Source organism: Pseudomonas syringae group sp. J309-1, assembly GCF_032582135.1.
Taxonomy (GTDB): Bacteria; Pseudomonadota; Gammaproteobacteria; order Pseudomonadales; family Pseudomonadaceae; genus Aquipseudomonas; species Aquipseudomonas quasicaspiana.
Window position 1 is genome coordinate 21501 of the sequence record NZ_JAWHNU010000012.1, and the last position, 13431, is coordinate 34931.

10 protein-coding genes are annotated in these 13431 nt (G+C 56.3%); all 10 read right to left on the reverse strand.

Annotated features, from left to right (window positions below; translation table 11 throughout):
* Positions 1 to 185 precede the first annotated feature (185 nt).
* The 10 genes from tilS to bamA all read right to left on the reverse strand — a co-directional run bounded on the left by tilS (position 186) and on the right by bamA (position 13430).
* Complete coding sequence (gene tilS / locus RX972_RS09390) at positions 186 to 1526, reverse strand: tRNA lysidine(34) synthetase TilS (protein WP_316874553.1); 1341 nt, start codon at positions 1524 to 1526, stop codon at positions 186 to 188.
* A 137-nt stretch (positions 1527 to 1663) separates the two neighbouring features.
* Complete coding sequence (locus RX972_RS09395; RefSeq protein ID WP_027898797.1) at positions 1664 to 2611, reverse strand: acetyl-CoA carboxylase carboxyltransferase subunit alpha; 948 nt, start codon at positions 2609 to 2611, stop codon at positions 1664 to 1666.
* Between the two features lie 113 nt (positions 2612 to 2724).
* On the reverse strand, positions 2725 to 6246 hold the full coding sequence (gene dnaE / locus RX972_RS09400) for a DNA polymerase III subunit alpha (protein ID WP_231675605.1): 3522 nt from the start codon (positions 6244 to 6246) through the stop codon (positions 2725 to 2727).
* 74 nt (positions 6247 to 6320) lie between these two features.
* On the reverse strand, positions 6321 to 6971 hold the full coding sequence (gene rnhB, locus RX972_RS09405; protein WP_316874556.1) for a ribonuclease HII: 651 nt from the start codon (positions 6969 to 6971) through the stop codon (positions 6321 to 6323).
* Positions 6972 to 6982: 11 nt separating this feature from the next.
* Entirely contained in the window at positions 6983 to 8122 is a 1140-nt protein-coding gene (lpxB, locus tag RX972_RS09410) for a lipid-A-disaccharide synthase (protein ID WP_231672729.1), read from the reverse strand.
* Positions 8123 to 8124: 2 nt separating this feature from the next.
* Entirely contained in the window at positions 8125 to 8901 is a 777-nt protein-coding gene (gene lpxA, locus RX972_RS09415; RefSeq protein WP_027898800.1) for an acyl-ACP--UDP-N-acetylglucosamine O-acyltransferase, read from the reverse strand.
* Positions 8898 to 9338, reverse strand: a complete 441-nt coding sequence (gene fabZ, locus RX972_RS09420; RefSeq protein ID WP_027898801.1) for a 3-hydroxyacyl-ACP dehydratase FabZ — start codon at positions 9336 to 9338, stop codon at positions 8898 to 8900. Before fabZ ends, lpxA begins: the two co-directional genes overlap by 4 nt.
* Before the next feature lie 111 nt (positions 9339 to 9449).
* Positions 9450 to 10505: a UDP-3-O-(3-hydroxymyristoyl)glucosamine N-acyltransferase gene (gene lpxD / locus RX972_RS09425; protein ID WP_316874559.1), complete on the reverse strand. Its 1056-nt coding sequence runs from the start codon at positions 10503 to 10505 to the stop codon at positions 9450 to 9452.
* Between the two features lie 3 nt (positions 10506 to 10508).
* Complete coding sequence (locus tag RX972_RS09430) at positions 10509 to 11012, reverse strand: OmpH family outer membrane protein (protein ID WP_027898803.1); 504 nt, start codon at positions 11010 to 11012, stop codon at positions 10509 to 10511.
* Positions 11013 to 11057: 45 nt separating this feature from the next.
* A complete protein-coding gene (bamA, locus tag RX972_RS09435) occupies positions 11058 to 13430 on the reverse strand; it encodes an outer membrane protein assembly factor BamA (RefSeq protein ID WP_316874562.1) in 2373 nt (790 codons plus the stop codon).
* Between the last annotated feature and the right edge of the window lies 1 nt (position 13431).

Sequence of the window (13431 nt, forward strand, 5' to 3'; positions counted from 1 at the left end):
CAAAATTCACGGTGAACTCCGAACTGCTGCGTTGAAACGGACTGACTGAAAAAGCCTGTCAATTGCGCGCCACATGTCAAGAATCATCCAGCAAAGACTGGTTGGTAACCGGCAACTCATGTCGATCCAAAAGGATCCACAGAAGCTGTATCAAGAAGGGAGCGTAGTCTACCGGAATTGGGCTTTCAGCTCAAACTTTGGTCATTCGTCGGCGGCACCCAATGCAACACCCAGCTTTCATGGCCGCAAACATTGAGCGCAGGCAGGTTTGCCACCGCCAGAATTTCGCCGTTCCGGAACAGCAGCGGCAATCGGCCGCGGACAAATAGCGGTATTTCGCGCTCATTGAGCAGACGCTTGAGATCGCGACGTCCGCGGCCCGGCAGGCTGAGCACCTCTCCTCCCTGGCGATAGCGCACCTCCAGCAGTCCCGAAGGAGTTTCACCGTCAATGAAAACCTGACCGTTACCAGGCAGCTCCAGCGCAAGTCGCGCGTCCATCCAGGATTGAGCGGGCTGCATCAGTGGCTGCAGCCAATTGTCGGAAAGCCACCAGATACGCCCCTGATCACGATGCAGTTCCCCATCGGCCAGCCGCCACACCGGGCGCCCGCCCGGCCCCGCGTCCCGGAGATTTTCCCAGCCAACCCAATGATCGCTGTCCGGCAGTCGGGTCAGCGGTGCAAGCCAATGGCGCAGCGCGTTTCGTTGCCTGGCGGGAGACAGGTTAGCCAGCTCAGGCAGTGCCAGAGAGGGCACCTTGAGCCAGCCAAATGCATGGAGTGATTGCGCCGACTCCAGATCAGCCTGGGCCAGTTCCTCAAGCAGTTGCTGCGCTTCATCCAGATGAGCGGCCGTGCGCGCCATACTCGCGGTCGCCTGCGGCCAGCGGGACTTCACTACCGGCAGCACCTGACTGCGCAGGTAGTTGCGCGAATAATGAGAGTCTTCGTTGCTGGGATCTTCGACCCACAGCAGACGATGCTTAGTCGCATAGGCTTCCAGCTCCTCCCGGGAAATACTCAGCAAGGGCCTGAGCAGATGCCCCTGTCCCAACGTGCGGCTAACCGGCATGCCCGCCAGCCCCCGAACCCCCGCGCCGCGCAACAAGCGAAACAGCAGGGTTTCAGCCTGATCGTCCTGATGCTGACCGGTCAGTAGCACTTCATCTTCAGCAAGGAGATCGCTGAAAGCGGCGTAACGCGCATCACGCGCGGCCTGTTCGAGGCTAGCGCCCGACTTCACCTGAACGCTGATCACTCGCAAAGGAACGCCAAGCGCCTCGCAAACCTGCTGGCAATGCAGCGGCCATGCATCAGCAACAGCCTGTAGGCCGTGATGGACATGTAGGGCATTTAGAGACGGCAGGCTTTCGCGTTTTGCGAGTTCAGCCAGAAGGTGAAGCAAGACAGTTGAATCCAGGCCACCGGAAAAACCGACATACCAGGCTGGCGCGCTACGCCAGGGTGCCAGGACTTGAAGAAGCCTGGCGGGGAGATCATGACCGGAGGGTTTGGATGTGGTCATTAGACTTCATTGCTTCCTGTGGGAGCGAATTCATTCGCGAAGAGGCCCGTACAGCCAAAACATCTTCACCGTCTTACTGAATGCCTTCGCGAATAAATTCGCTCCCACAAGAACGCGATTGAAGCGTCGCCTCTGAATCAGAGACCGTAGCTCATCAAACGATCATAACGACGAGCCAGCAGCGCATCGTTATCGAACTTCTTGAGCATCGCCAGCTGGCTGCTCAATTCCTGACGGATTGCCAGTGCAGCAGCGGCCGGGTCGCGGTGTGCACCGCCCAGAGGCTCGGAAATGACTTTATCGACAATACCCAGGCCTTTCAGGCGATCAGCCGTAATGCCCATGGCTTCAGCAGCGTCAGGAGCCTTTTCTGCGGTTTTCCACAGAATCGACGCGCAACCTTCCGGAGAGATAACTGCGTAGGTGGAGTACTGGAGCATGTTCAACTGATCGCAGACACCGATTGCCAATGCGCCGCCAGAACCACCTTCGCCAATAACAGTGGCAATGATCGGCGTTTTCAGACGCGCCATGACCCGCAGGTTCCAGGCAATCGCTTCACTCTGGTTACGCTCTTCGGCGTCGATACCCGGGTATGCGCCCGGTGTGTCGATGAAGGTCAGGATCGGCATCTTGAAACGCTCGGCCATTTCCATCAGACGACAGGCCTTGCGATAGCCCTCAGGACGCGGCATGCCGAAATTACGACGAACCTTTTCACGCACTTCACGGCCTTTCTGATGGCCAATGATCATAACCGGCTGACCTTCCAGACGGGCAACACCGCCAACAATCGCAGCGTCGTCGGAGAAGTGACGGTCGCCATGCAGCTCATCGAACTCGGTGAAGATGTGCTGAATGTAGTCCAGAGTGTACGGACGACGCGGGTGACGCGCCATGCGTGCAATCTGCCAACTGGTCAGGTTGCCGAAAATGCTTTCGGTCAGCGTGTTGCTCTTGTCTTGCAGTCGCGAGATCTCATCGCCAATGTTGAGCGAGTTGTCATTACCTACCAGGCGCAATTCTTCAATCTTGGCTTGCAGGTCAGCGATCGGCTGTTCGAAATCAAGAAAATTCGGGTTCATAGGCATCCGTCTTGGGTCGACGGCCAAGAGGCCGGCCGGTTGATCCGTTAGCGCCTTACCTTACGGGAACAGGCGCATTCAGGTCGAGTTTAAAAAATTCTGGGCTGATGCTTTCAGCGATACTGCAGGAAGACGTTCTCACGTCCGAACTGGTCACGCAGAGCTTGAATCAAGCTGTCTGCGGGATCAATTCGCCACGCTTCGCCGAACTGCAGCAAGGCCTTGGCATCCAGCCCGGTGTAATCCAGAGTAATCGGGCACGCACCGCGATGGCGCTTGCACAAATCGCCAAGCCAGCGCAGCCGGTCGCCTTTCAGCGCTTCGGCACGCACAGTCAGACGCAAGCTTTCTGCCAGATTTGTACGCGCATCTTCGATGCTCATCACGCGCTTGGCACGCAAGCGAAGACCACCAGAGAAATCGTCGTTGCTGACCTCACCCTCGACCACCACCATCGCGTCGGTCTGCAGCAAGGCCTGCGCCGAATGAAACGCTTCGGCAAAAAGCGAAGCTTCTATTCGTCCAGAGCGGTCGTCAAGGGTGATAAACCCCATCTTGTCGCCCTTCTTGTTCTTCATGACCCGCAACGCGATGATCAGACCTGCGACGGTCTGAGTGTCACGCGCCGGCTTGAGGTCGATGATTCGTTGCCGTGCAAAACGGCGAATCTCGCCTTCATATTCGTCAATCGGGTGACCGGTCAGGTACAGCCCAAGGGTTTCCTTCTCGCCGCGCAAACGGTCCTTGAGACTACCTTCCTTGGCCTTGCGATGATTGGCATACACATCGGTATCTTCTTCGACGAACAGTCCGCCGAACAGGTCCGAATGGCCGCTGTCATGACTGCGTGCAGTCTGCTCGGCGGCCTGAATCGCTTCTACCAGGGAGGCCAGCAACACTGCGCGGTTGCGGTCGATATTGGCTTGGTACGCTTTGGGTTCGGTTTCAAAGTAAGGACCGAGACGATCAAGTGCACCACTGCGAATCAGACCATCCAGGGTCCGCTTATTGACGCGCTTGAGGTCGACACGGGCGCAGAAATCGAACAGATCCTTGAACGGTCCGTCTTCACGGGCTTCGGTAATCGCTTCAACCGGGCCTTCACCCACCCCCTTGATCGCGCCAAGGCCGTAAATGATGCGGCCGTCTTCACTCACCGTGAACTTGTATTCGGACGCGTTCACATCCGGCGCATCCAGGCGAAGCTTCATGATCCGCACTTCTTCGATCAAGGTCACGACCTTGTCGGTGTTGTGCATATCCGCCGACAGCACCGCGGCCATGAACGGCGCCGGGTAATGGGCTTTCAGCCAGGCCGTCTGATACGACACCAGGCCATAGGCAGCCGAGTGAGATTTGTTGAAGCCATAACCGGCGAATTTTTCCACCAGGTCGAAAATGTTACCGGCCAGATCCGGGTCGATATTGTTGGTCTTGCAACCCTCAATGAAGCCGCCGCGCTGCTTGGCCATTTCTTCGGGTTTTTTCTTACCCATGGCACGTCGCAGCATGTCCGCACCGCCGAGGGTATAACCGGCCATGACCTGGGCGATCTGCATTACCTGTTCTTGATAAAGAATGATGCCGTAAGTCGGCGCCAGAACAGGTTTGAGCCCTTCGTATTGATAATCGACGTGCGGATACGACAGTTCAGCGCGACCGTGCTTACGGTTGATGAAGTCGTCCACCATGCCCGATTGCAGAGGCCCCGGACGGAACAGGGCCACTAGTGCGATCAAATCTTCCAGGCAGTCGGGCTTGAGCTTTTTGATCAGCTCCTTCATGCCGCGCGACTCAAGCTGGAACACCGCTGTCGTTTCAGCTTTCTGCAGCAACTGATAAGTCGGCGCGTCATCCAGCGGAATGAAGGCGATATCCAGCGGCTCTTCGTTGACCTTGGCACGGTCACGGTTAATTGTTTTCAGCGCCCAGTCGATGATGGTCAGGGTCCGCAGACCGAGGAAGTCGAACTTCACCAGCCCCGCCGCCTCGACGTCGTCCTTGTCGAACTGCGTCACCAGACCACTGCCCTCTTCATCGCAGTAAATGGCCGAGAAGTCAGTCAGTTTGGTCGGTGCGATAACCACACCACCGGCGTGCTTGCCGACGTTACGCACAATGCCTTCGAGCTTGCGCGCCATCTCCCAGATTTCGGCAGCCTCTTCATCGACCTTGAGGAAGTCCCGCAGGATTTCCTCTTGCTCGTAGGCTTTCTCAAGGGTCATGCCGACTTCGAACGGGATCATCTTCGAGAGGCGATCAGCCAGGCCGTAAGACTTGCCCTGGACCCGCGCCACGTCCCGCACCACCGCCTTGGCGGCCATGGAACCGAAGGTGATGATCTGGCTTACAGCATTACGGCCATACTTCTCGGCCACGTAATCAATCACGCGGTCCCGGCCATCCATGCAGAAGTCGACGTCGAAGTCGGGCATGGATACCCGCTCCGGGTTCAGGAAGCGTTCGAACAGCAGGTCATATTCGAGAGGATCAAGGTCGGTAATCTTCTGCACATAGGCCACCAGCGACCCGGCACCCGATCCCCGGCCGGGACCTACCGGTACGCCGTTGCTCTTGGCCCACTGAATAAAGTCCATAACGATCAGGAAGTAGCCGGGAAAGCCCATCTGGATAATGATATCCAGCTCGAAATTCAACCGGTCGACATACACCTGACGCTTGGCTTCATAGTCCGGCGTCGTCTCTTTAGGCCAAAGTACCGCGAGGCGCTCTTCAAGCCCTTCAAACGAAACCTTGCGGAAATACTCGTCGATGGTCATGCCATCAGGAATCGGGTAGTCAGGCAGGAAGTGAGTACCCAGCTTCACGTCGATGTTGCAGCGCTTGGCGATTTCCACCGAGTTTTCCAGCGCTTCGGGCAGGTCGCTGAACAGCTCTGCCATTTCCTCGGCGCTTTTCAGGTACTGCTGGTCGCTGTAATTGTGCGAACGACGCGGGTCATCCAGCGCACGCCCTTCACCGATGCAGACACGGGTTTCATGCGCTTCGAAATCTTCCTGCTTGATGAATCGCACGTCATTGGTCGCCACCAGCGGCGCACCGTGGCGGTCGGCCAGGGCTACCGCGGCGTGAAGATGCTCTTCGTCATTGGGGCGATTGGTGCGCTGCACTTCGACGTAGAAACGATCAGGAAATACCGCCATCCATTCGCTCAACAGCTGATCGGCATCTGAGGGGTTATTACCCAGCAACGCCATACCGATCTCGCCCTCTTTCGCCGCTGACAGCGCGATCAGGCCTTCGTTGGCTTCGGCAACCCACTCGCGCTCAATGATGATCTGGCCGTTGCGCTGACCATCAATGAAGCCACGGGAAATCAGTTCAGTCAGATTGCGGTAGCCCTTGGCATTCATGACCAGCAGGCTGATGCGACTCAACGCGGCATCTTCGTCCTTGTTCGACAGCCACAGGTCTGCACCGCAGATAGGCTTGATCCCCGCGCCCATTGCCGCCTTGTAAAACTTGACCAGCGAGCACAGGTTGTTCTGATCAGTCACCGCCACGGCAGGCATATTCATGGCTGCGAGGGTTTTGACCAGCGGTTTGACCCGTACCAGGCCATCGACCAGCGAATATTCGGTGTGCAGGCGTAGATGAACGAAAGAAGCCGGCATGGAGATCCTATAGCGCTAGAACAAAAACGAAGGCCCGGATTGTACCGGGCCTTTGGCAAAACATCAGCCCACTGTCAGTTCAATGGGAAAATCGACGCTGAAGACATCGTCGACTGGATCATTGCATCCCGCGCAGCATAAGCCGCACGCACCGGCCCGAATGAGCGCCTGTGAATCGGCGTCGGTCCGAGACGCGCAAGGGCTTCGAGATGCACGGGTGTTGGATAACCCTTGTGCCCGCCGATCCCGTAACCGGGATACTTGAGTTCCATGGCAGCCATCTCACGGTCACGGCTGACCTTGGCCAGAATAGACGCAGCGGCGATCGCCGGAACCTTGGAGTCGCCCTGAACCACCGGCGCACTGGGCACAGACAATTGTGGACAACGATTACCGTCGATCAAGGCCAGTTTCGGCGTAATCATCAGGCCTTCAACAGCACGCTTCATGGCCAGCATAGTGGCGTGCAGGATGTTCAACTCATCGATCTCTTCGACTTCTGCCCGGGCAATGTGCCAGGACAGGGCTTTCTCGCAGATTTCATCGAACAGCAATTCGCGCCTGGCTTCTGTCAGTTTCTTCGAGTCGTTGAGCCCCAGAATCGGGCGAAGCGGATCGAGAATTACCGCGGCAGTCACCACAGCACCACAAAGCGGACCGCGACCCACCTCATCAACGCCTGCAACCAGTTCTTCTACCAGATTGAAATCCAGACCCATTTGCATTGAACACGAACTCACAGTGAAGGCGAATGGCCAATCAGGTTCAACACCGCCTCAGCGGCCTGATTGGATGCATCGCGACGCAAGGTCCGGTGTATTTCGTCAAAACCCGCAGTCTGCACCAGACCATCATCCAGAAGCGGCAGCAATTGCTGCACCAACGCATCAGGAGTGGCTTCATCCTGCAACAGCTCAGGCACCAACAGGCGCTGAGCCAGAAGATTGGGCAGCGAGACGTAGGGGCTTTTCACCAGACGCTTGAGTATCCAAAAAGTAAGCGGTGCCATGCGATAGGCAACCACCATGGGGCGCTTGTACAGCAGTGCTTCCAGGGTCGCCGTGCCCGATGCAATCAATACCGCATCGCAGGCGGCCAGCGCTACATGAGAGCGACCGTCGAGCAACGACACCGGTAAATCGCGACCCTGCAACAATTGCTCGATCTGCAGGCGACGCTGGGGGCTCGCGCACGGCAAGACAAATCTCACCTCGGGGCGCACCGCCAGCAGACGCTCGGCAGCGTCGAAGAACAAACTGCCCAGACGCCCGACTTCACCACCACGACTTCCAGGCATCAACGCAATAACCGGACCATCACCAAACCCTAGTTCGGCACGAGCAGCAGCTTGATCCGCCTGCAGCGGGATAGTGTCAGCCAACGGATGCCCGACAAACTTGACCGGCACGCCTTTTTCTTCATAGAAGCGTGCCTCGAAGGGCAGCAACGTCAGCATCAGATCGCAGCCTTCGCGAATCTTGAGGACGCGCTTCTGCCGCCACGCCCACACCGACGGGCTGACGTAGTGCACCGTCTTGATGCCGGCACGACGCAGTTGAAGCTCGATATTGAGGGTGAAATCCGGTGCATCGATGCCAATAAAAACATCTGGCTTTTGATCGATGAGGGTCTGAATCAGCGCCTTGCGTTTAGCCAACAACTCGCGCAAACGACCCAACACCTCAACCAGCCCCATGACCGAAAGACGTTCCATCGGGAAATAGGAGGCCATACCTTCGGCTTCCATCAGCGGGCCGCCTACTCCGATGAACTCAACCTGAGGATGGCGCGCCTTGATGGCACGCATAAGACCGGATCCGAGAATGTCCCCGGACGCCTCGCCAGCGACTAAAGCGACACGCAATACGCTGGACATGATTAGCGGGTGATGCCGCGGGTCGAAGTCTGGATGGACTCAAGGAACACCGCAACCTCCGGAAACAGGGCAGCAGGCTCAGCCAGCTCGGCGATGGCCTGATCAACCGTCAGCCCCTGGCGATAAACTACTTTGTAGGCGCGGCGCAACGCGTGAATAGCCTCTTCACTGAAGCCGCGACGACGCATGCCCTCGAAGTTCATGCTCCGGGCTTCGGCAGGGTTGCCAAATACGGTAACAAACGCAGGAACGTCCTTGCCAATGGCGGTACCCATGCCGGAAAAACTATGGGCGCCAATGTGGCAGTACTGATGGACAAGGGTGAAACCGGAAAGGATCGCCCAATCCGCAACGTGCACATGACCCGCCAACGCAGTGTTGTTGACCAGAATGCAGTTATTGCCGATAACACTGTCATGACCGATGTGTGCATAGGCCATGATCAGGTTGTGGTCGCCAATCGTGGTTTCAGCACGGTCCTGGATGGTGCCGCGATGAATCGTAACGCCCTCGCGAATCACGTTGTGATCGCCAATGACCAGACGCGTCTCTTCACCTTTGTACTTGAGATCGGGCGTGTCCTCGCCTACCGATGAAAACTGGTAAATGCGATTGTGCTTACCGATCCGGGTCGGCCCACGCAGAATCACGTGAGGCCCAACCACTGTACCCTCGCCAATTTCCACACCAGCTCCGATGATCGACCAAGGGCCGACCTCCACATTGTCAGCCAGAATGGCTGTCGGATCGATGATTGCGCGAGGGTCAATTAAACTCATAGTTTACGTTCCGCACAGATGATTTCTGCGGAGCAAACAGGCTTGCCATCAACCGAGGCGCTGCACTCAAACTTCCAGATCTGACGCTTGCAGCTGAGGAACTTCGCCTCAAGAATCAACTGGTCGCCCGGCAGCACTGGCTGGCGGAAACGCAATTTGTCCGATCCCACGAAATAATACAGCGTGCCATCGGCAGGCTTGGCGCCCAGCATTTTGAAACCAAGGATCCCGGCAGCCTGAGCCATCGCTTCAATGATCAACACACCCGGCATGATTGGATGCGCCGGAAAGTGGCCGTTGAAGAACGGCTCATTGATGCTGACGTTTTTATAAGCGCGAATACTTTTGCTCTCGACATCGAGCTCCACTACGCGATCTACCAACAGGAACGGGTAGCGGTGCGGCAGGTATTCACGAATTTCGTTGATGTCCATCATTTCGAGGGGAAGCCTGTAGTCAAGATTGGGAGTGCGCGGCAATTGCGCTGCACTCCTCTGCAAATCAAGGAAGCAATTTATCGGCAGTGCACGCTTGATATGAAAAAAGTATCAGCCATCTGATGAAGCATTAACGCCTGAGGTCACTCCCTCAACAATCTTTTCCAGCTTCTGCAGTCGACGTGCCATGTCGTCGAGTTTGCGAATACGTGCGGCGCTTTTGCGCCATTCGCCCGCAGGCTGCATTGCCGTACCAGATGAATAAGAGCCTGGCTCGGTAATGGAGTGGGTCACCATGGTCATGCCGGTGATGAAAACACCGTCACAAATATCGATATGGCCTACCAACCCAACGCCACCGGCCAGCATGCAGTGCTTGCCGATTTTGGTACTGCCGGAGATACCCACACAAGCGGCCATGGCAGTGTGATCACCGATCTGCACGTTGTGAGCGATCTGAATCTGGTTGTCCAGCTTCACACCGTTACCAATTCGGGTATCGGCCAATGCGCCGCGGTCAATGGCGGTATTCACGCCAATTTCCACATCGTCACCGATCAGTACGCCACCAATCTGGGCAATCTTCTGCCAGATACCTTTCTCGTTGGCGAAACCGAAGCCCTCGCCCCCCAGAACAGCACCTGACTGAATGACCACCCGCTTGCCGATGCGTACATCGTGATAAAGCGTAACCCGTGGAGCAAGCCAGCCGCCTTCACCGATTTCGCAACGGGCACCAATGAAACACTGCGCCCCTACGGTAACGCCAGCAGCAATGCGCGCCCCGCTTTCAACCACAGCAAACGCGCCGATACTCGCAGCAGGATCAATCTGCGCATCATCAGCAATGACTGCCGTCGGATGAACTCCGGCAGCTGCCTTCGGCTTCGGATCAAACAGGTGGGAAATACGTGCATAGGCCAGATACGGATCCGGCACCAGCAAGGCATCGCCAGCATACGAATCAGCATCGGCAGGCTTCAAAAGCAACGCCGAGGCTTGAGTATCAACGAGGAATTTACGGTACTGCGGATTTGCCAGGAAACTGACCTGACCTGGACCGGCCTCTTGCAAAGTGGCTAGCCCGGTAATTTCTTTATCCTCGGCGCCACGTAGCGTAGCCCCGAGAAACTCGGCCAACTGGCCGAGCTTGATAGTCGCGGTCATAGGTTACTTCAGCTGGTTCATGCGCTCGATGACCTGGCGAGTAACGTCATACTGTGGCTTGACGTCAATCACTGCACCGCGCTCGAAGACCAGATCAAATGCACCTTTCTTGATCACTTCTTCAACAGCCTGATCCAGTTTTGGCTTCAGTTGCTTGAGCATTTCACGGTCAGCAACGGCTTTGGCTTCGTTCAGTTCCTTGGACTGGAACTGGAAGTCACGGGCTTTCTGCTTGAATTCAAGCTCAAGACGCTCGCGCTCAGGCTGGGCCATTTTGTCGCCACCGCTCACCAGACGATCCTGAATGCCCTTGGCGCTGCTTTCCAGAGTTTTCAGCTTGGTCAGTTGCGGACCGAACTTCTTCTCTGCATCAACGGCATATTTCTTGGCCGCATCAGATTCCAACAAAGCCATTTGATAGTTCAGAACGGCAATTTTCATGTCGGCAAAAGCCGGGCCTGCTGCGAGAACGGTTGCCAACAGTACCAATTGAGTCAACTTACGCACGATGTACTCCTACAGAATTCGCTGTCGTTATCTAAAGTCAGACGCTTAGAAAGTCTGACCAAGGGAAAATTGGAAAACCTGGGTTTCAGCCTCATCATCCGGTTTCTTGATCGGCATCGCCAGGGCGAAGCTCAATGGACCGAGCGCCGTGACCCAAGTCACGCCTACACCAACGGAGCTGGCCATACCGGACAGATCAACGTTGTTACATTCAACTTTCTCGCCATTGCGGGTGCGGTTTGAGTCGCAGTTCGAGTCAAACACATTACCGACGTCCCAGAACAAAGAGGTACGCAGAGAACGTTGATCCTTGATGAACGGCAGAGGGAACATAACCTCTACACCACCTTGAACAAGGACGTTGCCACCGAACGGAAGTGGATCCTGATCCGGGTCAACTCGCGTGCCTGGACGAGTACCACTGCTAGGCGTACTGCGTGGGCCAAGAGTGCTGTCCTTGAAACCACGAACCGAGTTGAAGCCACCGGCATAGTAGTTTTCATAGAACGGCAGACCTGAAGTCGAACCGTAGCCGTCGCCATAACCCAGCTCAGTGTGCAGACGCAGGGTGTAGTTGTCGGTAATCGGGTGGAAGTACTGGGCGCGATAGTCCAGTTTGTAGAACGACAGGTCGCTACCCGGCAACGTGGTTTCCAGTGTCAGGCTTTGCGAGTGACCGCGAGTCGCCAGTACACCTTTGTTCAGAGTCGATTCGGACCAGCCGATCGAGCCCTTGAAGTTCAGGTACTTGTCGCCTTCCTTGTCCACGAAGTCGAAGATTTCGTCGACGGTGTAGGTACCGGTCTTGATTTCGTCCTGCTGCACGGTCAGACCGTAAGTCAGACGAGAGGTCTCGTTGATCGGGTAGCCCATGCTGATACCAGCACCCAGGCTATCTACCGCATAGCTTGCAACATCGACATCAAGGTCATCGTAGTCAGTGGTTCGGTAGAACGCGTTGTAACCCAGGCTCACACCATCAGCGGTCCAGTAAGGATCGACGTAGCTGAAGTTGTAACGGCTCTGGTATTCGCTGCGCGTCAGGCCGATGCTGACCTTGTTACCGGTACCGAGGAAGTTGTTCTGACTGATCGAACCACCGAGGATCAAACCTGCGCTCTGTGCGAAGCCAACGCTGGCGGTGATCGAACCGGATGCCTGCTCTTCTACCGCATAGTTGACGTCGACCTGATCGTCAGTACCCGGTACGGCAGGTGTCTCGACGTTCACTTCTTTAAAGAAGCCCAGACGGTCCAGACGAGTCTTGGACTGGTCGATCAGGTAGGTCGAAGCCCAGCCGCCTTCCATCTGACGCATCTCACGGCGCAGCACTTCGTCGGCAGACTTGGTGTTACCACGGAAGTTGATGCGGTTTACATAAGCACGCTTGCCTGGATCAACCACGAAGGTGATGTCGACGGTGTGATCTTCGTCGTTAGGTGTCGGCACGCCATTGACGTTGGCGAAGGTATAACCTTCGTTACCCAGACGGCGGGTGATCAGCTCGGAAGTCGTGGTCATGACCTTGCGCGAGAACACCTGGCCTGGTTTGACCAGCAGCAGGGATTTGACCTGATCTTCCGGAACCTTGAGGTCACCGCTCAACTTGACCGACTTGACGCTGTACTTCTGGCCTTCGTTGACATTGACCGTGATGAAAACGTTTTTCTTGTCAGGCGTGATCGAGACCTGAGTCGAGGCGATATCCATGTTGATATAGCCGCGATCGAGGTAGTAGGAACGCAGACGCTCGAGGTCGCCGGAAAGTTTTTCCCGGGCGTACTTGTCGTCGTTCTTGAAGAAAGAAAGCCAGTTGGTGGTCTTGAGTTCGAACAGGTCGATCAGGTCTTCATCAGGGAAGACACTGTTACCCACCACGTTGATGTGCTGGATGGACGCGACCGTGCCTTCATTGATGTTGATCTTCAGGCCAACCCGGTTGCGTGGCTGAGCAACGACCTCAGTCGCAACTTCAGCCGAATAGCGGCCCTGAGCAACATACTGGCGCTGGAGTTCGTTACGCACACCTTCAAGAGTTGCCCGCTGGAAGATTTCGCCTTCAGCCAGACCCGACTGTTTCAGACCCTTCATCAGGTCTTCAGTGGAGATGGCCTTGTTACCTTCGATTTCGATACTCGCAACAGATGGACGCTCGACGACGGTGATGACCAGCACGTTGCCGTCACGACCCAACTGGATATCCTGGAAGAATCCGGTTTTGAACAGTGCGCGAGTGGCATCCACCAGACGACCATCATCCGCTTGCTCGCCAACGTTCAGCGGCAACGCACCAAATACACTGCCCGCGGATACCCGCTGCAGGCCGTTGACACGGATATCGGAGATAGTGAAGGACTCGGCGTGAACTTCGGCAATCATCAGTACGGCAAGAACCGCAGTTAGCAGCAGACGTTTCATG

What these genes read in the sequence shown, in the direction of transcription:
- rnhB (WP_316874556.1), bottom strand. Translation starts at nt 6,971, where the DNA reads ATGCAAATGGGTCTGGATTTCAATCTGGTAGAAGAACTGGTTGCAGGC.
- RX972_RS09395 (WP_027898797.1), bottom strand. Translation starts at nt 2,611, where the DNA reads ATGAACCCGAATTTTCTTGATTTCGAACAGCCGATCGCTGACCTGCAA.
- fabZ (WP_027898801.1), bottom strand. Translation starts at nt 9,338, where the DNA reads ATGATGGACATCAACGAAATTCGTGAATACCTGCCGCACCGCTACCCG.
- lpxD (WP_316874559.1), bottom strand. Translation starts at nt 10,505, where the DNA reads ATGACCGCGACTATCAAGCTCGGCCAGTTGGCCGAGTTTCTCGGGGCT.
- dnaE (WP_231675605.1), bottom strand. Translation starts at nt 6,246, where the DNA reads ATGCCGGCTTCTTTCGTTCATCTACGCCTGCACACCGAATATTCGCTG.
- lpxB (WP_231672729.1), bottom strand. Translation starts at nt 8,122, where the DNA reads ATGTCCAGCGTATTGCGTGTCGCTTTAGTCGCTGGCGAGGCGTCCGGG.
- tilS (WP_316874553.1), bottom strand. Translation starts at nt 1,526, where the DNA reads ATGACCACATCCAAACCCTCCGGTCATGATCTCCCCGCCAGGCTTCTT.
- bamA (WP_316874562.1), bottom strand. Translation starts at nt 13,430, where the DNA reads ATGAAACGTCTGCTGCTAACTGCGGTTCTTGCCGTACTGATGATTGCC.
- lpxA (WP_027898800.1), bottom strand. Translation starts at nt 8,901, where the DNA reads ATGAGTTTAATTGACCCTCGCGCAATCATCGATCCGACAGCCATTCTG.